Here is a 21,477-nt window from a genome sequence, read left to right as displayed (position 1 = left end):
GATTAAGTGGCGTTTTTGTTTTAGCCTTTTATATCGGTGGTATAGTAGAAACTATGTCATACCGAGACTAGTTTAATTTTACCTGGACGTTTGATGTGTTTTATCTAAGAACGTCAGCGTTGTGGTAAACGTTTTGAACGTCTTCGCAGTCTTCCAACATGGCGATAAACTTGTCGAAGTTTGCTACGTCATCTTCACCGCTTACTTCAGTGTAAGTTTGTGGTACCCAGGTAATTTCTTCTACTTCTAAATCAAACTCAGGCATGCTGTTGGCAAATTCGGTTTTAATTTTGAAGAACTCAGTATGTGGCGCGTACACGGTAATAATGCCGTCTTCTAGTTCAACGTCAGTTACGTCAATGTCAGCCATCATCAGGTTTTCTAATACGGTTTCATCGTCTTCACCTTTAAAAGCGAATACTGCTTGGTGATCAAACATGTGTGAAACAGTACCCGTTGAACCAATTTTTGAGTTGGTTTTGGTAAAACATTGACGGACATCTTTGATGGTGCGGTTACCGTTGTCGGTTAAACAGTCGATGATTACCATACAGTTGCCCGGGCCAAAGCCTTCGTAACGCGCTTCTGCGTAATCTTCACCACCGGTACCTTTAGCTTTATCAATCGCTTTATCGATAACGTGAGTAGGCACTTGATCTTTTTTCGCTTTGTCGATGAGGCTGCGCAGCGCTAAGTTACCGTCTGGATCAACACCACCACTTTTAGCAACTGCGTATATTGCTTTGCCGTATTTTGAATAAACTTTGGTTTTTTGGCCGGCGGTTTTGGCCATTGATTCTTTTCGGTTTTGGAAAGCTCTGCCCATAGGAAAATCTCTTTTATTTAATTCGTACTTGAATATGTAAAACGGCTAGATTTTAACGTTAATGGCGGAGCTTGACTAGTGGCAATTTGCTGAGTGAACAGAAAGGGGATGGCCACTCTATTTTTGCCGTTGACCAAGCTAAAAATAGAGTGAGGAGTGCCAACTTTATTATTATTCAGCAACGGATAAATTATCAGTTTCAGTTGTACTTAGTTCACTGTGTTCACGAACCAATTTAGAGAGGTTTTTGTTGATGATTTTGTTGTGCTCAAACGAAAGTGCACTATTAAAGTCGTTATAAGCGCCTTGGTGATCGCTAGCTAATACTTTAGCAATCGCTAAGTTGTTGTATGTATAGGCGATTAGCTCATCGCGTGCCTCAACGTGCTTAGATAACTCAATGGCCTCGCTACAAGTTTGTTTAGCAGCATCAAGGGCTTTGACCTTAATATTTACCGCGCATAAGCTCATATACTGTTCAAACAATTTGTTAGGCTCAGCGCTTAAAGTATCAAGCTGTTTTACATTTGCTTGAAGTTGGCCTGATTTAATCAGTTTACTACCTGCTGAGCCTTCAATAACGGCAATGGTAAATTTGTCTGTAGGTGCTGCGATTGCGGTTCCTGATGTAATTAACAAAAATGTCGCGATTAGTTTTTTTGTTAATGTCGATGTCGTTGGCATAAGTGTCTCCTAAAGTAATTCAGTTGGTAATTAAGTTTCTGGACTTACTTTATTCGTCAGGGCTATTTGCGACAAACGATAAAAAAGCAGCCGATAAGTGAATTTTTGTCACTTGTCGGCTACCAGAGGAGATGTGCTTTGGTTATCTCAAGTCGGAGAACTTATTGTTGACCCAGTTGGCAAACTTTGTCAGTTCGTCGGCACCGTCGATATTTTGGTGTTGAATGAGGTAATAGCGGTCCTTGGTGATGAGTTCGTCGTCAAATAGTTTGACTAGCAGCTCTTCGCTAAACCAAGCTTTACTTATCGGCATTGGCACTAACGCAATGCCCATGCCTTGCTGAGCGGCTCTGGCAACGCCAAACATACTATCGAATTGAATTATTTGTTTGGGGTCAAAATTTGGTACGTCACATTGGTCAGCCCACTTGTGCCAAGACCAAGGGCGCGATTGGTGCAAGATTAACGGTACCGATTTCAAGGCGTCGTAACCACTACTTGCCCACTTTTTGTAGATACGTTTATTACATGCAGGGATGTATCTGACCGGAAATAATTCATGAACGATGGAGTTATTGGGCTTACCACTGGCCAACACAATCGACAAATCTGGATTGGTGGTGGTTTGATTACTACTTTTTACGGTATCGAGTTGCAAGTTGATATCAGGGTTAAGTTCAGCCCATTCGCTCAGTTGCGGCACGAATATTTCACTGGCAAAGAACTCCGGCAGGCTGACTGTGATGGTTTTGTTTTGTTGGCTATTAGTAAAGTCGGCAATGGTGTTTTCAAGCTCTGTGACAATAGGGTAAACAGCTTGGTAAAAGTTCTTGCCCGCCGTCGTTAGCTCAATTGCTCGGGTATTGCGTTTGAATAAGGCGGTGCCGAGTTGTTGTTCAAGTTGTTTGATTTGATGACTAACGGCAGAAGGGGTTAAAAAGAGCTGGCTAGCAGCGTGTTTAAAACTTAAGCATTTTGCTGCAATGCAGAACGAGCGCAGGCCTCGGATAGGTGTTTGAATTGCCATAATTAAATCGAATAAAAATACTGGTGACTATTGAGTTATCTCAGCAATTGCCAAACCAAGTTTTAGGTTGGTTTTAAGATATTGTTTTTTATTGTTTTTGTTTTATTTGGTCAGTTGCTTACTACGAGAGAAGTGCTTGGTAATTTAACACTTGCACCTATTTGGTGCGTTTGGCTAAGGTGTGGTTTTGTGCAAAGCCAACAATTAGCGGGCAAAAAAAAGGGCACTAAAAGTTAGTGCCCAGACAACAATAAAGAGTCGAGATACAATTCAAAATCGGGGGAGATTTCGAAAACAAAACCAGGATATCGTTAACTGCCCTAGTCGACAAACGAGAAGAAATCAGCCGATAGGTGAATTTAATTAACGCATCGTTTAAACATCACCAAACTATGGTCTAAAAACTGCTATGTCACAGCAAGTGTCAATTATTTGTAAGTGACTGAAGTGGTTAACAGTATTAATGGGTACGGCAACTTCTCAGCCAGTAATACCGGCGTTAGTTCGAAAGTGCAAAATATCATCGATGAGCACAATGAAAACAAAGTGAAAAAAGAAGGCAAAGCACCGGAGATAAAAAACAGCAATGTATTTTTATCGTCTCGTGCTCAGCGAATTAGCCTGCTAAATATTGAATTTTTTCGCGGCGGTAGCTTAACCAATACCGATGTTAACAAGTTGGTAGAGCGCGTCTATGAGTTTGGCTTGATATCAAAAGAAGACTATTCGAGGTTGTCGGGCAAGTCACTTGACCAGCAGCCGTCAGCTAAAACCGAAACCACTAAACTAGTCGACTTTATCGATGATTTTAGTGCTCGTCTGAAAAAATCAGAAAAAGACGATAAAGGTAAAGATAACGACAAGCAAGACAAGGCGGGCAGCAAAACAGTTGAAAAGTTAACTGAGGCTTTGCAGCAAGCAAAAGTTATTTTGGCGGATGTTGAGCAAGCTAAAAAGCAAGACAACTTTAAAAATTTGATTAATCAATCAATTACTACACTCAGAGAAGTGATTGACAGCAGTGCGTTTAACAAAATCCCTATTGATGATCGTGCCAGCTTAACCAATCTTGGACGCTCGCTAGAAGTGATAGACAAACTATCACCTCAGCGTTTGACCAATGCAAAAGTTAACCGTTATTTAGACATATCGCTCAGCTAACTTCCTTTAAACTGAATGACTAAGTGCTCTAAGTTTTCGGCCAACTGATTGAGATTGTCGGCATTATCAGCGATCGCTTGAACATTGCGCATGTTGATTTGAGCACTGGCGCTGATATCCGACATACTAGTATTAATTTCACCAATCGTTAGTGCTTGCTCTTCAGTTGCCGTTGCGACTAGTCGGTTAGAGTCTGAAATTTGGTTAGTCAGCGTTTCACTTGTTGTCAGAATTTGTTCTGCTTTACTGATAGAGGCTGTCGTTTCTTGTGACTGAGCAATAATTTGAGCGATTTCATCACTAGCGGCCGCCGATGTTGATTTTAGCGTTGTCATTATCGCTTGAATTTCTGTTGTTGATTGCGCTGTTTGGCTGGCCAATGAGCGAACTTCGTCAGCAACAACTGAGAAGCCTCTTCCGTGTTCACCAGCTCTAGCTGCTTCAATTGCCGCGTTTAGTGCGAGTAAGTTAGTTTGATCAGAAATCGATTGAATAACCCCTAATGCTGTTGCAATGGTTTCACTGTTCGTTGCTAGTGAACTGATTACTTGAGAGACGTCGTCTATTTTTGTCACTAAGTGCTCAACATCGACTTGTGCAGTATGAATAACTTGGCTAATTGAACTGCCGTTATCTTTTATATTTAGCGCAATATCTGACGCTTGAATAGCATTTTGGGCAACGTCAGACACAGTTTCACTGATTTGACTAAGCGCGTTAGAAATATGGTGAGTGCTTTCGTCGTTGTGTTCTGAGCTAACCATGGTTTCATCGGCTTTAGTGCGCAACTGTTCAGCGGTTCGACGCAGTGTTAACGTTGTCTGCACCACCTGTTTAAAGATATCTTCAAGCTTATCAATAAACTGATTGTAGCCATGAGCAACACTAATTAACTCTTTTTGGCCGGTTTCCGGAATGCGGTACGATATGTCCGCGTTACCTTGCCCGAGCTGTTGGAATAAATCGGCTAGTGAGTTGATTGGTTTGGTAATAGATTGAGCAATAAATAATGCGACAACTACTGCGATCAGCGTGACAACTAACGACCAAATAATCATATTAGTAGTGGTTTTATTGAGAGATGCAAAGACTTCTCTCTCAGGCACTTGAGCAATAACATACCAATTGGCACTGTTGATGTAGCTGGCAGCAACAAACATTTCGGTTTGTTCAACGCTAGCTTTTGCTAAGCTAAATTGTTGCTTAGTGAGTAGATTGTTGGCGACGCTATTAGCATAAATATCGTTAATCGAACGACCAATCAACGCTTTGTTTTTATGTAGTTGAATCACACCTTGTTGATCAACCAAATAGACAAAGCCGGATTGTTCAAGCTTAAAACTGTTAAGTAAGTTAACGATGTCTTCAAATGATTTAGCAGTACCAGCCAAGCCATTACCTTGGGGTTGCTGGTAGTTAACAAACAAATCTATTTTGTCGGAATTGGGGTAGGCGTAAATGCTGACCGAGCTTTGTTTACCGCTGTCGCGATAAGCATAAAACCAGCCGTCGATATCGTTGTTTTGCAATTGACGCAAGTAACCATCTTGATTCCAATAGTGCCCTGACTGACGATCTGCAAACGATGTTGCGCTCAGGCCATAACGTTGAGCTGTAGTGCGTAACTTTTCTACTAATATGGTTTCACCTTGTTGAGATCTACCATTGGCAAACCATTGAAGGATAAACGGGTCATAGGCAATTTGCTGAGCTATGGTGCTCATCTCGGTGATTTCTTTGTCTATTCTCAAATTGATTTGTTTAACGGTGTTTGGCAACTCTTGGTTAAGCATGCGATCTTGGATAATTGTGCGGGCACTCCATTGGCCGATAACTCCTAGCAGGCTTGCAGTGAGTAAAACAAATAGAATTAAGGCGAGAGTAACTTTTTGCTTAATAGATAGGTTTGGCATCTTTGTTTGATCGTCATCCGATTGAAGCGCAATTATAAGCGCAATGGTTTGTGCTGGCTAGTAACTGGTGGATCACCTGTTATTTTAAACTTTTATGACAATTGCACGATAGAGGGTTAAAGCCAATGTAACGGGGTTGCAATTGTATTTTTAGCAAGATAATTTGTTTACAGCTACTGTCAAATTTTGACCAAAAATATTTGTGATCTAATAAATCTAAGCACGCGTTTATTTAAAAACGCCGTTAGTTTATTTGCGATATATGTATTTAAGCTAATCACTTGATAGAGGGAAACTATTTACCGAGATGAAACTTAACAATTAAGGTTGTATGTATGCTGAAGAAAACAATAATAAAAACGGTTTCCAGTCATTTAACTCTTCTTGTCCTCCTCCCGTGTTTTTTGCTTTTTGGTATTGTTATTTATGATGTCAACGATGCTTTTGACAAAAAAGTTAACGCCCAACAATCAGGTGCTAACGTCGAGTTGAGTCATGCAATTTTAACACTTGTTCATCAAGTACAAAAAGAACGCGGTATGACCGCAGGATTTATCGGCTCAAATGGTAATAAGTTTGCGTCTGAATTAATCAGTCAGCGACAACAAGTTGATCAAGCATTGGCGGCATTGCGACAAAGTAGCCAGCAAATTAGCTTATCTGAACAAATGTCACGACAGCTCTCACAGTTTTTAGTGGAGTTTAGTGATTTAACACAAGTGCGAGCGCGCGTTGACGGGATGCAAATAGCCTTGCCGCAAGCGTTGAGCTTCTATACTGGTATTAACGAGTTTGGCCTACACACGGTAATGAGTGCGTCGAAGTTAAGCGTTAACGATATGATCACAAAGCAGTTATCAGCACTGTATAATTTTTCTAGTGTTAAAGAGTCTGCTGGTATCGAGCGGGCTGTTTTAGCCAATGTTATTGCCGCCGATGTATTTAATACCGCGCTTAGAACTAAGCATACCGAATTATTGACCAAGCAAGCTGTATACCTAGATGAAGCCCTCACCATTGCTCCAGCGAGTGTTAAAACAATTTTCGAGCAAGTAGCCACTAGTAGCATTATTGATGAAGTGCAAATGTACCGTGACAATGTTGCCAGTAAAGAACAAAACTTTGGTTTAGATGCTAGCAGTTGGTTTGCCACAGCAACTAAGCGTATTGACTTGCTTAAACAAGCTGAAGAACGCGTGTTAGCAAAATCAACGGAAACCGCCAACGAAATTATTGGCCAAACTAACCTATTGCTGGTCATTGAACTATTGGTTTTACTTGTTGGTATTGTCACTACGATTGCCGTTTATACAGCCATTAAAATCAGGCAGAGACAATCGGCAAAAATAGGTGAGGGCATTCGCATAGCGATTGATGAGAGCAACCTCGGTCATGAAATCGACATTGTTAGCGCAGACGATCTGGGCGTGGCCGCGCAGGATATTAATGCCCTTACAAGAAAGTTTGAGATGGACCTGATTGAATTTTCAGAAAACTCTAAGCGCATTACTGCATCTACACATGAAACTACCGTTGCCATTGAACAAAATCAACATAATTTGTTGCAACAGAAGAAAGGCGTTGAGACGATTGCGGCAGCGACAGAGTCGATGACGGTTAATGTTAAAGATATTGCACAAGCAATGAATGAAAATTCACAATCAGTGACTTCTGTTGCTGAAGAAACTCGACACGGTAAGCAAGTGGTAACTGATGCCGTTGATGTAATTAAAGCTGCGGCGAATGATATGGAACAGTCGGCCGCAACTGTCGCCCAGTTGAACGATGGTGTTGCTGGTATTACTTCAATGGTCGATATGATCAAAAGTATTGCCGAGCAAACTAACTTATTGGCATTAAATGCAGCCATTGAAGCAGCACGCGCTGGTGAACAAGGGCGAGGTTTTGCGGTTGTTGCCGATGAAGTGCGCAGCTTGGCAAGTCGAACTCAGCAATCGACAGAGGATATTGCCTCGCTAATCGAGAAGCTTCAACGAGATTCACAACAAGCGTTTTCGGTGATTGAGCACGGTAGAAACAACGCGATTGAAGCATCGACGCAAGCTGAAGCGATTCAACAAACACTCGATAGAATTGTCGAGCAAATTGATACGATTAAAGCAGGCTCAGATACTGTTTCTCAGAGCACTATGCAGCAATCAGAAGTGATTGAAGAGGTTAATCACAGTGTTAACAACATATACACACAAGCAACGGAAAACGTTGCCGGTTCAGAACAAATAGCAATGGCGGCATCTCATATTGCTGAGTCGGCTAATGATATGGATACCAGTATCGATAAATATAAATTTGCCACATTTAACACTGCAATGTGAACCCTAGAATAAAGCTTACTCGATGGCTAGAACTTTGCAGCGATAAATATAGTCAGTTTTTTTTACAACTACTACTTAGTGAAATAAGGTATTAAATATTAATCACACTAAATCATTGACTTAGATTTCTGGAACATAATTTGCTCATTTGTCGAACAGTAGCGTAATGCTTCTATTGAGAAATTAACATCGAGCTGTGTTACTTAAACTGGTCTGCTGTAACAAGATTAGCAAGGTAGCTCTTAACTATCACGGTATGTGATTTAGGTAGGCACACAATGAAAAGTAAATTATCACTATGTAAAAAAGCGCTAATTGCTGCAGTGATGATGGGAACGTCAGCAGTAGCAAATGCAACTTTAGTAACTGAGTGGAGTTTTAACCTAGTTTCAGAGTTTGGTACGGGGGATAACGGGCCAACTTTTACTGGCGGTGGCGGTGCTCAAAATATTCAAACTGACGAAATATCATGGGGCGGCGGTGGCGGCTTCTTGCCTGGTTCGCCAACAATTAATCGCAGTGCGTTAACAATCGGCAACTCAGATGCGTTAACTGGTGGTAACCCTGCCACAGGTACTGTAATGACAAATACGGGCTTTGGCGTTGGTACTAACTTTACCCACTGGAATAACCCAATAGCAGCCGGCTTTGCAACGTTAACAGGCGGTCAACTATTTAATACGTTGACTTTGACACCAAGTATGCCATTTGTTGGACCAAATTTACCTCCAGTATCAGCAAATTTTGGCTTTAGTTTCTTTGAAACGCCAAACGCTGGTACGTGTCTAGCTGGCGACCCTAACACAGGAAATTGTGGTGACTTGTGGGGCGTAGTAAATGCTTCAGACTTACAAGTGTTTTTCAGTTTTATGGGTGAAAACTATATCGCAAATATCTTAACGGTTGGGTTAGACGACCAAGGTGATCCTATTGCGAGTCCTATTGCAACATTGAGTGATGCGCAGTGTGGTGGCTTGGGTCTAGATAGTGGTTGTCAGGGCTTCTTAACAGCAGAGAGTCAACCAACTACGGTTCAGTTTGGTTTTACTGTGACAGCAGTACCAGAGCCACATGTACTTGCACTATTTGGTTTAACTGCATTGGGTATTGCAGTATCTCGACGCAGAAAATTCAACAAATAATCTAGTTGAGTAGCTAAGTCGATAGAAAAGCCAAGAGTGAACTCTTGGCTTTTTTTGTTTTTACACTTTAAATTGATCGATAATCGTGTCTAGCTCTTTCGCTTTTTGATCCAAGAGTTTTGAGGTTTGGTCATTTTCGGTAGCAATAGTTGCTAGAGTTGCCGTTTGATCTGAAATATGGACAATTCTTTGGCTAATATCACTGCCCACTAAACTTTGTTGTTCAGCGGCTGTTGCAATATGGGTGTTCATATCGTTGATGGTGCGAATCGATACAGCAATCTCTTGCAAAGAATCTGAAGCGTGGGCGAAGCCCGACTCGGTGACTTGGCTGCGCTCCTTACTTTGGTTCATCACTTGTGACGCAGACTCTGAGCCTTTTTGCAGTTTTGAGATCATTTCTTGAATTTGCTCAGTGCTGAGTTGAGTCTTAGAGGCTAAGTTTCGCACTTCATCAGCAACAACTGAAAAACCGCGGCCTTGCTCACCGGCTCTTGCTGCCTCTATCGCGGCGTTTAATGCCAAGAGGTTAGTTTGTTCGGCAATGGTTTCGATAACGTCGAGTACTCCGGTAATTTCGCTGACGTTGCTACCCACTTGGCTAACTACATCATCTGCCTGTTCAATTTCCATTTTGAGTGATTTCATATCTTGGCAGCTTTTATCTATCAATTGTGTGATTTCATTGCTACTGCTATCTGCTTGATTTGCGGCATCTGCCGCACTTTCTGCATTACTTGAAACAGCCTTAGAGCTCTCTGACATTTGCGTAGTTGCTGCGGCGATTTGTTCAACTTCACTACTTTGCTGTTGGCAAATAGCACTCAACTGATCCGACTTACTAAGCAGCAAGCTAGTTGATTGCTTAACTTCATTAGATACTTGTTTTAGCGTGGTAATGATGGTGCTGAGTGAATCGAGTAGTACGTTTACATTAGTGGCAAGTTGGCCCATTTCGAATTTGTCTGGTACTTCAATACGCTTGGTTAAATCGCCATTGCCCATAGACAAGGCTTTGATCGAGCTTGATACTTGGTTTAGCGGTACCAAAATTGAGCGGTTGGTGATAACCGCAACTACCGCTAATAAAGCCAATAAAATAAGCGCAGTAACAAGTAGCGAGGTCAGTAAGTTAGTTTTTGCTGAGTTTAAGTGCTGCTCTAAAATACCGACTTGTTCATCAATTTGATAGATGTAGACCCCGGTGCCAATCATCATGTCCCATCGCTCTAAGTAGATAGCGTAAGAGAGCTTGTCTAATGGCGTCGTTTCACCCAGCTTTGGAAAAGCATAGCTAACGTACTGGTTACCTGTGCCAAGGCCATTACTTTTTGCTGCTTTTAATAAATCTTGAATAAGGTAAACACCATTGGCATCTTGCAGTTGAAAATAGTTGGTGCCAACACCTGCTGGGTTATTGCCGTTGAATATTCTTGTCCCTTGGCCGTCGTAACCAAAAATATAACCGGTTTCGCCAAAGCGAATGGCGCTGAGCTGCTCAATTGCCAACGCTTTACTGCCCCCAGCTTGATACAAAGCTTCAATAGCTGAATATGCCGCTTGCACCATATTTTTAACTTCTTCTTTCTCTTGATTGAGAAAAATTTCTTGAGCACTGTTGACCTGAGTTTTGCTCAAAGACTTCACCTGATTGAGGATAACAAGTGAAATAATCAGCGAAAAAATTAACAGGGGAATGAGAGATACAACGAGTAACTTGTGTTTAATGGACAATTTAATCATGTCTACGCTCTGCTGCATGTTAGGTAGATTTACCAATTATTATAGACAGTAATGACAATGCCACTATTAGACTTTGTGCTATATCAAAGAATTAAAACAAACTCCGTAAGTTCGTGTGTATTTTATTAAGAGTAGATCAGAGATGGTTTGGTGATACTCATTAAGGCTTCTAGTTTTGCCCGAAGCAAGCGCTAAGTTTATCTAGGAATTGAATGTGCTCTCTGAGCTCTTCTACGCCAACACCATCAAATCGGCAAAGCATTTGCGCTGGAATTTCTTCTGCTTGCGCTTGCAACTTTGAACCCGTATCTGTCAAACAGACATGCTTTACTCGTTTATCTTGCTCATCTTTTGTGATTGATATAACGCTTTTTGTGACGAGTTTCTTCAAGATTAAGGTCATTGCACCTGGATCAATGCCTGTTTTGCTTATCAGTGAAGCAATTGTCACATTGTCTTCTTCCCACAATGCCATCAACACAAGATATTGAGGGTAAGTAATATCGAGTTTTTCTAACAACGGCCTGTAAGCTCTCGTAAATGCATTAGAAAGCAAATAAAAGCGATGACAAAGTTGATTCTCTAATTTGAGCGAATCTGACATGACAAAATCTATTGATGAATTTTCCCGTATTCTGCACGTAACAATCGTTGCCATCAATTACTAAATTAAAAATTTTGCATGCAAATTATTTGATTTGATCTGGATTTTAAAATATATTTTGTATGCAAACTATATTTTTTTCTGGAGGATTTCATGCATACATTACAACAAACAATTTATACCGGTGTAGCAACGGCTAATGGTGGCCGAGAGGGTAGTGCGCACTCTGATGACAACAAGTTAAATCTAAAACTATCAACACCAGCTGAACTCGGCGGTGCAGGTGGCGAGGGCACTAACCCTGAGCAGTTATTTGCGGCGGGTTATTCTGCGTGTTTTATTGGCGCGCTCAAGCATGTTGCTGCCGTGGAAAAAGTATCGTTAGGCGAGAATATTGCTGTAACTGGCGAAGTGGCAATAGGCCCGATTGAAGTTGGTTTTGCGATCGCAGTTAAACTAACGGTTGCGCTTAGTGACGTTGAAAAAACGCTAGCGCAAAGCTTAGTGGAAAAAGCACATCAAGTTTGCCCATACTCAAATGCGACTCGCGGCAACATTGAAGTATCGATTGAGCTTGCATAATAATTTGATAGTGTTTTGATGGCTTAGCTCATTTACGATAGTTAAGTCGTGGGTCAAAAGTTTATAAGCCCAGTACGTGTTGGGCTTATCCTCTAAAGAGGACAAACTGCGTAAATCATTTTTGCTGTCAATACAAAAAAGCCTCAACCGAAGTTGAGGCTTGAATGAATGGTGCCGACTGCCGGAGTCGAACTGGCGACCTACTGATTACAAGTCAGTTGCTCTACCAACTGAGCTAAGTCGGCACACAAAACTGTGTGCAGTAGTAAATACTACTTTGGCACCAACTAATCGAAAATTATCAATTAGTTAAAATCTGATGGTGCCCAGAGGCGGAATCGAACCACCGACACGGGGATTTTCAATCCCCTGCTCTACCGACTGAGCTATCTGGGCAATTTGCAAATCATTGATTAAATCGAATGTTTTTGCTTGTCTTTAGCTGTTGCCTTAAGACGGGGCGTATTAAACTGTTTTTCGTTTTCGAGGTCAACACTTTTTTTATAATTTATTTTTGTTTGCTGTTTTTTTCACCCGCTCGTTGTGTTTTAAGACAATTGTTGGCGAATTATTGAGAAGGTGGCACATATCCTTCGATTTCTGGCTCTTTACCTTCAAACAAATAGTCAACCATCGCTTTCTCTAAAAACGCACGATCGTCAGGGTTCATCATGTTCATTTTCTTTTCATTAATTAACATGGTTTGTTTTTTTTGCCAGTTGCCCCAGGCTTCTTGAGAAATATTGTCAAAAATACGTTTGCCAATATCACCCGGGTACAATTGAAACTGCAAACCTTCGGCTTCTTTTTGTAAATGCTGGCAAAAAACAGTGCGACTCATAGTGATACTCTTATCTCGGGTTATAAATTAGTTGCTTGATCAGTTTTTCTGTCGAGGCTGCGAGGCCAACTGATGCTTGTTGTTGCAAATCATACCATTGTTGATTGGTATTTTGTTGAATTTCTGACGCAGGTAAGTGTTCGCAATCAATGACAATCGGAGATATGTCTAAGTGAAAGTGGCTAAAAGTATGGCGAAAACCTTCGAGCTTTTTCTGCTCAATGGCCTGTAAGCCCAATTGCTTTAATTTTTTTGTAATTTCTACTTCGTCAGTGATTTCATAAAAACACCACAAACCACCCCAAATACCTGAGGGCGGACGCTTTTCCATTAGCACGCGATCAGCGACTCTAGGTATCAGCATAATCGTTTGTTTTTCAGGGATTTTTTTCTTGGGCTTTTTTTGTGGGAATAAATGTTGTTGGTCACTGGCATTGGCGAGACAACTTTCAGTCAACGGGCAACTTGTGCAACTGGGCTTGGTTCGCGTACAAACCATAGCGCCCAAGTCCATCATTGCTTGGTTAAAAGAAGCGACATCTTGTTTAGGTGTTAATACTTCGGTAATTGGCCACAGTTTTTTTTCATAACTGGCTTGCCCATTGTGACCCGTCACGGTATAGCAGCGCGCCAGTACGCGTTTTACGTTGCCGTCTAAAATGGGGTAGTGCTTATTCAAAGCTAAACTCAAAATAGCGCCTGCAGTTGAACGGCCAATGCCGGGCAGGGCAACCACTTGCTCTAGCGTTTGTGGAAATTCACCTTGATATTGCTCAGCGACAATTTTAGCGGTTTTGTGGAGGTTGCGCGCTCGGGCATAGTAGCCTAGGCCGGTCCAATGATGTAGTACGTTGTCTTCGTCAGCTTCTGCTAAATCAGCAATGGTTGGGAAGCTGGTCATAAACCTTTCGTAATAGGGAATGACGGTTGCTACTTGGGTTTGTTGGAGCATAATTTCAGAAACCCAAACGCGATAAGGTGTCTTATTTTTCTGCCACGGCAAATGTTTACGGCCTTGCTGATGAAACCAATTGAGGACTTTTTGGCTGAATTGCTGGGCGGATTTCTTAGAAATAGAGATATGTTCTGTCATGATCGGCAGTGTAACCGAAAGCATTTTTTTATCAAATAATGCTTTGATTTTTTATATAATTGAAAATTGTCCATTACTTAACTTTAGGTTGGGATAAAAAATAGTGAACAACAATAAAGTTAAACGCTTTATATGTTTTTATATCTTCTAGTGAGAAATTTTTGCTGAAATCAAGGCGAATTTGCGCGTCAATAGCTAGTCTATTGCAAGTAAATTCAACGCTGGTAGCAGTAAAAATAGCCAGTAGAAGCACATTAGTTATCCCAAGCTACAGTTACTTACTTTAAGTGAAATAAAAATGATCAAATTAGATGCTAAGAATCGCAAAACTCGTTTGCGCAAAAAATTGCGTGTAGCTGAATTTCAAGAGTTGGGTTTTGACGTTGCATGGCAATTGCCCAAAGAGATGAATGACAATGACGTTGACGAGTTTCTCACTAAGTTCTTCGTTGAAGTTATTGAGCCGAACGGCTTAGGTTTTGGCGGTGAAGGTGATTTACTTTGGCACGGCTTAATTTGTACGCAAAAGCTTGGCAAATGTACCGAGCAAGATCGTCAAACAGTGGAATCTTGGTTGAAAGACAATGGCGCGACTGCCGTTTCTGTTAGCGACTTGTACGATGTGTGGTGGGCTGAGTAAATATTCTCCCCGATTATTTTAAACCAAATAGCTTGAACACGCGTATTTAGCTCGTTGTTTAAGCGCTGGTTTGATATACTCCTGCGCTTGATTTTTAAGGTTGGCAAAAGTTAGACGAGATGACAAAAAGAACACATAAAACTGTTGAGCAAGCCGAGCAAGAAGGCAAATACATTCGCAAGGTACGCAGCTTTGTAAAACGCGAGGGGCGTTTAACTAAAGGCCAGGCACGCGCGTTAGACGATCATTGGCAAACAATGGGATTAGATCATGAAAATGGTATGATCGACCCTGCAACACTATTTGCTAAGGCACAGCCGTTAGTACTGGAAATAGGTTTCGGCATGGGCACCTCATTAGTTGAAATGGCGAAAAATGGCGACCATGAAAACTACATTGGTGTTGAAGTACATCGCCCGGGTGTTGGCGCGTGTATCGCGTTGGCGCAAGAATCAGGTGTTGAAAACCTAAAAGTTTATCAGCACGATGCCATTGAAGTACTGGCAGACTGTATTCCCGATGGCAGTTTAGCCAAAGTTCAGTTGTTTTTCCCTGATCCATGGCACAAGAAAAAGCATCACAAACGACGTATCGTTCAACCAGAGTTTGTCGAAACCATTCGCCAAAAACTGCAAATTGGTGGTGTGTTTCATATGGCAACGGATTGGGAGAATTATGCAGAGTGTATGCTTGAAGACATGAACAGTGCACCAGGCTTTGTAAACTTGTCAGAGTCAGATGATTATGTTCCACGTCCAGACTCTCGCCCACTAACTAAGTTTGAGCAGCGTGGTCACCGTCTTGGTCACGGCGTTTGGGATTTACAATTTAAACGCATTGACTAACGTTAAATAGATAGTTTTTGCTGCTGATAAGCAGCACAAATGCTAAAACGGCTTGAGTTACTATACTCAGGCCGTTTTTTTATCGTTAAATATAATTGTCGCTTGCACACAGTTGTAAGTGGACTTATTTACTTATCTAGCATTTGTTCAACGCTTGCTAAATACTTTTTTCGTTATCCTTACCTTGTGCGCTGTCAGCTTGGCCAGAATGTTCTTGAACTTACAGCTCTTGATCCGACAGTTCTTGATCCGACCACAAGGGCAGCTTAAATTCGGCTTTAAACTGATGTTGTACGTGGTACAAATGTTGGCATGGACGAATGTTACCCGTTTGTTCTAGCCATGACTGGTCAATGACCTTTTGAGCGAAAGCTAATTGGACGATCCTCACTGGGTATTGACTCCAATAAGCTATGCTCGCTTCGATATGGCTGTCAGTATTTGGGTAGATCTCGCAGCGCTGTTGTTCAAGTTGTGCTCGTAAGTGAGCAATAACTTTAGGCTTAAGTTCTTCATTGACTTGCTTTTTGAATCGTGTAAAGCGTTTTGCTTGGAACAATTGCCAACTAAACCAGAGAAGAATGACAATGGCTAAGGTAGCGAAAAAAACAGTCATATATCTTGCGCATGAGCTAACGGAATGGCGCCATATTATTGAATTGGCCAGAGCAATGCTACTAGTTAAGGAAACTATCGTTAAAGTTTTTTAGCCAGTTGTCGATAAATTGTTCAATTGAGCCTTTGTAAGCTTATAATTTTGGTTAACGCGGAGTAGCAATGGATATTTACAATGAACTTGTTGCAGATACTCGCTGGGTTAAGTTTGAACAAGCGATGAAAGACAAACGTCAGCGCCAACAGCAGCAGCAAGCCGAGCAAGAAGCTCAGCAACAAGATTTGCCAGAACAAACAGCAGAGCACAGCGTCGCCCGTGGTTCATTTGTTGCGCCGCAAAATCAAGCGAGTAATGAAGATATTTTCGTTGAACGCCGCTCAGGTATCGACCGCAGGCAACAGCGCAATAGTCGCGGCCGTTTTATTGACTCACGCTTAACTAATGATCGTCGCCAAAGCCAAATTGAGCGCATAGTCGTACAGATTTAACTTTTAACATGGCCCGACCGAGAATTTCCTGTGCGCATTAAACCTTAAAGTGCGCTCCCTCGAGCATGAGCAGCTTGGCTTTTAGCCCGATACCTCCCGCATAACCCGACAGTTTGCCGTTACTGGCTATTACACGATGACAAGGAATAATAATCGCAATTGGGTTGGCACCATTGGCAGTACCGACCGCGCGCACGGCACTTGGCTTGCCAATATTACTGGCAAGTTGCTGGTAACTGCGGGTAGCTCCATGTGGTATCGCCATTAGTTCACGCCAAACAGCTTGTTGAAACGCTGTACCGCGTGGTGCTAGTTTGAGATCAAAATCATTTCTTGTGCCGGCAAAGTACTGGTCGAGCTGCGCAATAGCTTCTGTAAAGCAGTGTGTCGACTGTTGCCAGTCAGCTTGAATAGCTAATGGCGCTTTACCGTCGACAAAGGCCAAAGCAGTTAAGCCATTTTCATCTCCTGCCATCGCAATTTCCCCCATTGGGGATAAGTAGTAACAATAGAACATTGATTGAATCTCTTTGGTTATTTTTAAAAAGTATAATTAGGGCGTGTTGATCGTTCGAAATTGAATTTTGTTCTATCTAAACGCTTTCTGATCGCGGCGCTCGGGCTGTAGCATAGTCGTTCTATGTAAAAACCGAGCAACAATGAGCAGGAAGCGTTTAGATGAACCCGCAGGGCAGCGCCCGTTTGGCTTTGCTACCGCGTTGTCGCAGGATTTATGTAGAACAACTACACTACATCTGCTCCGCCTTGTATAAAAACCAAACAGGCTGCTGCAAAAACAATTCTGAAAGTTCAACACGCCCTATAGGCTTTGCCACAAGTACAAAGTTGCGTATGCTCGCCACGGTTGCCAAGCTTGAGCTTGGCTTAATATGGCTTTATTAGTTGGCTTTTTACCCTTGATGGTTAGCGCCTTAATTACGCCTAAGTCAGCACTGGGGAAGGCATCTGGGTAGCTCAAACCGCGCATTGCGATATAATTTATCGTCCATGGGCCAATGCCTTTGAGTGCTGACAATTTTTCATTGAGTTCAGATAACGGTGTGGTTTGCGATAACAATTGCTGGTTGTCTTGATAAAACCGACACCAAGTTTGTAAGGTTGTTACTCTTGTCTGAGTTAAACCGATATTACTAAAATCAACCACTGAATATGATTTGTCGGTCGACGAAACACTTTTTACTGATGAAGGCTGTTTTAGTACTGAAGACTGTTTTTGTGCTGAGGGCTCTTTGACAGCTAAAGGCTCTTTTTCTTCTGAGGGCTCTTGTACTTCCGTGAGTTTTGCATTTATTAAAAGTTCACTAATTGTTGGAAATAAGTGAGTCAGGCCAAATGGGTTTTCTGGGGCAGTTTGGCCATAACGCTGAGCTATTCTTTCAGCTAATGTGGTTGCAGCATTTACCGATACTTGTTGCCCTAAAATAGCACGCACTGAAAATTCAAAAATATCCCAACTACCGGGTAGTCTTAACCCCGGCACTTGTTTGATCACTTTTGCCAGCAATGGAGTTTGGCCTAAGGTACTGTGAATATGACGCATGTCGGCATCGAGATCGAACATTACTCGCACGCGTCGAATAATGTCGGGCACGGTAAGTGGCTTTAGCAATGTCTGTTGATCAGCTGATATTTCTAATAATAGCTTGTCTTGGCCCACTATCTGGCTAACCTTAAACCAGCCACGGGCCTCGTTTAAATCGAATACTCGTGCGTAATACTGCTCGGTTATTTGCTCTACTGAAGGTAACGCACGTAACTTGAAAAACGATAACATTAATGGCCAGTCAAACGGCGGCCGATAACTAAGCTCTATTGCAATCGTATTAAGTGCTGGTGTTTGATTTATTTTTAATTGCTTAGGTGGTTGATGATACGTTTGCTTGATAACCTCATTAAATCGCCGAACGCTGTGAAAGCCGGAGATATAGCAGATTTGGGTAATAGATAAATTTGAACTACGCAGCAATTTTAACGCGGTTAACACGCGATGTTTTTGCCAGTATTGATTAGGACTAACGCCAAAGGCTGAAATGAACTGGCGACGGTATTGACGTTCACTCAAGTTGTGATGTGCTGCAGCTAGTTGTATTTGTCCTTGTGCATTTGCCAAGGCTTCAAATAGCGAATGTTGATGATTTTGTAATCTTTGTTCTGGGGCAAGTTCAGGAAAGCAACGCTTGCATGGCGCAAAACCTTGTTCCAATGCTTCAACGGCTGTTTTTAAGTAACGAACATTTTCTTCGTTGGGTGGTTTAGCCGGGCAAATAGGCCGACAAAAAATACCAGTTGTGATCACTGCGGTAAAAAACTGGCCATCAAATCGAGCATCTTTGCTCATTCGCGCTTTGTGACAGGTAGCGCGAACGAGTGGTTGAGCTTGGCTATCGATTGCTGAGTTGGAAGTTGAGCTATTAGTCACAGTATTTTTAGTTCGCGTTTTAAATTGTCGATGTCGTTTAATAGTAGAAGATATCGCGGTAGTGGACTAGCGAAAATCGGACGCGGAATTTCAAATAATGACCGTCTCGTCATGTTAATAGGTCTATCTAATTTAAGAATTTTTTATTGAATAGTTGACTTTAATATAGGTGCAGCATTTAATGGGGCATTCTGGATCTTCTACGCTGTGCGGACGGACGTTAATTAAAACATATGGCTGGTGTGTTCTCATTTAATAACAAATTAGCGCGTCGAGTATTGATTTACATTATTTTGTGTAGCTCAGTGGTCTCGGTGATCGCGGTAGCAACGCGCTTGTACGTTGATTTTACCGACAAAGTAGCACAGCTTGAACAGCGCTTCGACAATATCGAAACCTCTTACATTGAGTCGATCTCAACCAGTTTGTGGGATTTCAACGAGGCATTGGTGCAGCAGCAAATTCAAGGGATTGTTAACTTACCCGATATTGAATTTGCTCGGGTCACAACCGAGTTTGGCAACAGTTACCAAGTGGGTGACAGCGCGGTAATCGCGGAAAAAGTTCGCAATTACCCAATTGTTTACGGCGAGAATGAAATTGGTTTGCTCACCGTTTACGCTAGCTATAACGATATTTATCAGCAACTCAAACAGCGCGGCGGCTTTATCGTTGTCACAGAAATCGTAAAAACCTTTTTGGTTGCCTTGTGTATTATTGTTGTTGTCCACTGGCTCATTACTCGCCATATCTATCGCATTACCAATTACTCACAACGCCTATCGAGTGAAACACTCACCGAAGAGTTAGTACTCGACGGCAGACCAGTACAAAAAGATGAACTTGATCAATTAGTTGATGCCATTAACGCGATGCGCTTAGCACTTAAAAATGACATTGTTAAGCTAGAAGAAGCCGAAAACGCGTTAATTCAACTCAATGGTGATTTAGAAATCAAAGTTTATCAACGCACGGCTGAGCTTGAAGATAGCAACAAGCAGTTACAGCGCTCGTTAGATGATTTAACCCTCGCCAAAGATCAGTTAGTGCAGTCAGAAAAAATGGCTTCGCTTGGCCAATTGGTGGCGGGTGTCGCCCATGAGGTCAATACGCCATTGGGCATTTGCGTGACCTCAATTACCGCACTAAAAGAAAAAGTCGACCATTTAACTCATTTAGTCGACAGTGAAAAACTAACCAAAAAAGAGCTTACCAATACCTTATCCCTGTTGGTTGAATATGAGCAAATTATTGAACGCAGCTTAAACAAAGCAGTTGAGTTAATTCGCGGCTTTAAGTCGGTGGCAGTTGAACAACACACCGACCCAGAACTAGAAATCAATTTGGCTCGTCACGTTTACGATGTTGTAAATACCGTTAAAACCTTGTTTAAGCGCAAAAACTATCAGCTCGACATTGAGGTTGATGAAGATCTCAACTTGGTGACTTTCCCAAGTGCTTGGAACCAAATATTGACCAATTTCTTGATGAACTCCCATATTCATGGCTTTGATGGCAGAGAAGGCGGCAATATTAAAATTGCCTTTAGCCAACAAGAACATCATTTGGTACTTGATTACCAAGACGACGGCAAAGGGATTAGCGCTGAGATTAAAAAGCATATCTTTGATCCCTTTGTTACCACAAAACGCGGGCAAGGTGGTTCAGGACTTGGCTTAAATATCGTTTTCAACTTAGTCAGCAGTAAGCTTGGCGGCACGATAAAATGCCTTGATGTTGAGCACGGCTGTGCCTTTAAAGTCATTGTACCGCTTGCCAAGTCTTAATTGGCTCTGGAACTCGTGTTGTGACGGTTGAACACAGAACCCTGACAGAGTTTGTTGTTGATAGCATTCGTGAAAAAATCCTCACTGGTGAGATAAAGGCCGGGCAACCATTGCGCCAAACCGCACTTGCTCGCGCCCACAACGTTAGCCGTATTCCGGTGCGCGAAGCGTTACTGCAATTAGAGTCTGAAGGTTTAGTGACCTTTGAAGCACATAAAGGAGCGACCGCGACTAAACTCGACGCTCACCAAGTGGATGAGCTATTTGAGCTAAGGGCGTTGTTAGAGTCGAAGTTGCTCGCCGCTTCAATTCCTCACATGACCGAAGCGAGCTTTAAGCAAGCTGAGTTATTACTGGGGCAATTAGACAATGCGCTGGGTAAGGAAAACGCCGCTAATACTTGGAGTGAGCTCAATTACAATTATCACAATTGCTTGTATTCAGGTGCTAATTTGCCGCAAACACAAGATTTGGTTAATCGCTTAAATCGCAGTGCTGATCGCTATATTCGCATTCATTTGTTATGGGCTGGCGGCATTTCAAAAGCTGATTCTGAACACACACAATTACTCAACTTGTGTAAAGCTAGGCGTGTTGCCGATGCCGTGGACGTGCTAAAGCGTCATATTCTTAATAGCCGCGATCAAATTAAATTGTTCTTACTTGGCCGTCAGTCTTAATTTATTGCTATTTTTCATTGTCTTATCTC

General features: G+C 42.0%; 20 protein-coding genes and 2 tRNA genes. 9 read left to right on the top strand and 13 right to left on the bottom strand.

The features are described from left to right. Positions 1-100: 100 nt before the first annotated feature. The 3 genes from J7384_RS02870 to J7384_RS02860 all read right to left on the bottom strand — a co-directional run bounded on the left by J7384_RS02870 (position 101) and on the right by J7384_RS02860 (position 2,537). On the bottom strand, positions 101-826 hold the full coding sequence (locus tag J7384_RS02870; protein ID WP_209111157.1) for a YebC/PmpR family DNA-binding transcriptional regulator: 726 nt from the start codon (positions 824-826) through the stop codon (positions 101-103). A 171-nt stretch (positions 827-997) separates the two neighbouring features. Beyond that, positions 998-1,510: a hypothetical protein gene (locus tag J7384_RS02865; protein WP_209111155.1), complete on the bottom strand. Its 513-nt coding sequence runs from the start codon at positions 1,508-1,510 to the stop codon at positions 998-1,000. Positions 1,511-1,652: 142 nt separating this feature from the next. Continuing rightward, positions 1,653-2,537: a LysR family transcriptional regulator gene (locus J7384_RS02860; RefSeq protein ID WP_209111153.1), complete on the bottom strand. Its 885-nt coding sequence runs from the start codon at positions 2,535-2,537 to the stop codon at positions 1,653-1,655. Between the two features lie 447 nt (positions 2,538-2,984). Here J7384_RS02860 and J7384_RS02855 point away from each other — a divergent pair, with 447 nt between their 5' ends. Then, positions 2,985-3,698: a hypothetical protein gene (locus J7384_RS02855; protein ID WP_209111151.1), complete on the top strand. Its 714-nt coding sequence runs from the start codon at positions 2,985-2,987 to the stop codon at positions 3,696-3,698. On the opposite strand, the gene J7384_RS02850 is transcribed toward J7384_RS02855, so the two are convergent. Beyond that, positions 3,695-5,611, bottom strand: a complete 1,917-nt coding sequence (locus J7384_RS02850) for a methyl-accepting chemotaxis protein (protein WP_209111150.1) — start codon at positions 5,609-5,611, stop codon at positions 3,695-3,697. The genes J7384_RS02855 and J7384_RS02850 overlap by 4 nt on opposite strands. Positions 5,612-5,946: 335 nt before the next feature. Between J7384_RS02850 and J7384_RS02845 the strand changes: the two genes are divergently transcribed. Beyond that, positions 5,947-7,947, top strand: coding sequence for a methyl-accepting chemotaxis protein (locus J7384_RS02845; protein WP_209111148.1), 2,001 nt, complete (start codon positions 5,947-5,949; stop codon positions 7,945-7,947). Between the two features lie 278 nt (positions 7,948-8,225). After that, positions 8,226-9,089: a THxN family PEP-CTERM protein gene (locus J7384_RS02840; protein WP_209111146.1), complete on the top strand. Its 864-nt coding sequence runs from the start codon at positions 8,226-8,228 to the stop codon at positions 9,087-9,089. A 60-nt stretch (positions 9,090-9,149) separates the two neighbouring features. Here J7384_RS02840 and J7384_RS02835 read toward each other — a convergent pair whose 3' ends face one another. After that, positions 9,150-10,832, bottom strand: a complete 1,683-nt coding sequence (locus J7384_RS02835; RefSeq protein WP_209111144.1) for a methyl-accepting chemotaxis protein — start codon at positions 10,830-10,832, stop codon at positions 9,150-9,152. A gap of 169 nt (positions 10,833-11,001) precedes the next feature. Further along, positions 11,002-11,436 carry a MarR family transcriptional regulator gene (locus tag J7384_RS02830; RefSeq protein ID WP_209111138.1) on the bottom strand — a complete coding sequence of 145 codons (435 nt, stop codon included), beginning with the start codon at positions 11,434-11,436 and terminating at the stop codon, positions 11,002-11,004. A 153-nt stretch (positions 11,437-11,589) separates the two neighbouring features. Here J7384_RS02830 and J7384_RS02825 point away from each other — a divergent pair, with 153 nt between their 5' ends. After that, a complete protein-coding gene (locus J7384_RS02825) occupies positions 11,590-12,018 on the top strand; it encodes an organic hydroperoxide resistance protein (RefSeq protein WP_209111136.1) in 429 nt (142 codons plus the stop codon). A gap of 169 nt (positions 12,019-12,187) precedes the next feature. Here J7384_RS02825 and J7384_RS02820 read toward each other — a convergent pair. From J7384_RS02820 to mutY, 4 genes are all read right to left on the bottom strand, one after another. Further along, positions 12,188-12,263 (bottom strand) — tRNA-Thr (locus J7384_RS02820). Between the two features lie 75 nt (positions 12,264-12,338). Then, positions 12,339-12,414: transfer RNA gene (locus tag J7384_RS02815), tRNA-Phe, on the bottom strand. A 172-nt stretch (positions 12,415-12,586) separates the two neighbouring features. Beyond that, complete coding sequence (locus tag J7384_RS02810) at positions 12,587-12,859, bottom strand: oxidative damage protection protein (protein WP_209111134.1); 273 nt, start codon at positions 12,857-12,859, stop codon at positions 12,587-12,589. 10 nt (positions 12,860-12,869) lie between these two features. After that, the gene (gene mutY, locus J7384_RS02805) at positions 12,870-13,952 is read right to left on the bottom strand and encodes an A/G-specific adenine glycosylase (protein ID WP_209111132.1); all 1,083 of its coding nucleotides are present in this window, start codon (positions 13,950-13,952) and stop codon (positions 12,870-12,872) included. A 298-nt stretch (positions 13,953-14,250) separates the two neighbouring features. Here mutY and J7384_RS02800 point away from each other — a divergent pair, with 298 nt between their 5' ends. Further along, positions 14,251-14,592 carry a YggL family protein gene (locus J7384_RS02800; protein WP_209111126.1) on the top strand — a complete coding sequence of 114 codons (342 nt, stop codon included), beginning with the start codon at positions 14,251-14,253 and terminating at the stop codon, positions 14,590-14,592. Between the two features lie 119 nt (positions 14,593-14,711). After that, the gene (gene trmB, locus J7384_RS02795; protein WP_209111124.1) at positions 14,712-15,437 is read left to right on the top strand and encodes a tRNA (guanosine(46)-N7)-methyltransferase TrmB; all 726 of its coding nucleotides are present in this window, start codon (positions 14,712-14,714) and stop codon (positions 15,435-15,437) included. 220 nt (positions 15,438-15,657) lie between these two features. Here trmB and J7384_RS02790 read toward each other — a convergent pair whose 3' ends face one another. After that, the gene (locus J7384_RS02790) at positions 15,658-16,053 is read right to left on the bottom strand and encodes a hypothetical protein (RefSeq protein ID WP_209111122.1); all 396 of its coding nucleotides are present in this window, start codon (positions 16,051-16,053) and stop codon (positions 15,658-15,660) included. A 161-nt stretch (positions 16,054-16,214) separates the two neighbouring features. Here J7384_RS02790 and J7384_RS02785 point away from each other — a divergent pair, with 161 nt between their 5' ends. After that, positions 16,215-16,541: a hypothetical protein gene (locus J7384_RS02785; protein ID WP_209111120.1), complete on the top strand. Its 327-nt coding sequence runs from the start codon at positions 16,215-16,217 to the stop codon at positions 16,539-16,541. A gap of 37 nt (positions 16,542-16,578) precedes the next feature. Here the strand turns inward: J7384_RS02785 and J7384_RS02780 are convergent, their stop codons facing one another. Both J7384_RS02780 and J7384_RS02775 read right to left on the bottom strand, forming a co-directional pair. After that, positions 16,579-17,058 (bottom strand): methylated-DNA--[protein]-cysteine S-methyltransferase, encoded by a 480-nt coding sequence (locus J7384_RS02780; protein WP_209111118.1) that lies wholly within the window; start codon positions 17,056-17,058, stop codon positions 16,579-16,581. A gap of 303 nt (positions 17,059-17,361) precedes the next feature. After that, complete coding sequence (locus J7384_RS02775) at positions 17,362-18,981, bottom strand: AlkA N-terminal domain-containing protein (RefSeq protein ID WP_348523833.1); 1,620 nt, start codon at positions 18,979-18,981, stop codon at positions 17,362-17,364. A gap of 233 nt (positions 18,982-19,214) precedes the next feature. On the opposite strand from J7384_RS02775, the gene J7384_RS02770 reads away from it, so the two are divergent. Both J7384_RS02770 and J7384_RS02765 read left to right on the top strand, forming a co-directional pair. Beyond that, a complete protein-coding gene (locus J7384_RS02770; protein ID WP_209111109.1) occupies positions 19,215-20,768 on the top strand; it encodes an ATP-binding protein in 1,554 nt (517 codons plus the stop codon). A 20-nt stretch (positions 20,769-20,788) separates the two neighbouring features. After that, on the top strand, positions 20,789-21,448 hold the full coding sequence (locus tag J7384_RS02765; RefSeq protein ID WP_209111107.1) for a GntR family transcriptional regulator: 660 nt from the start codon (positions 20,789-20,791) through the stop codon (positions 21,446-21,448). Positions 21,449-21,477: the final 29 nt, after the last annotated feature.

The sequence above is a fragment of the Endozoicomonas sp. G2_1 genome (genome assembly GCF_017744155.1).
Classification (GTDB): Bacteria; Pseudomonadota; Gammaproteobacteria; order Enterobacterales; family Alteromonadaceae; genus JAGHQT01.
Note: the sequence above shows the minus strand (reverse complement) of the source record. Positions and strands in the feature narration are given on the sequence as shown.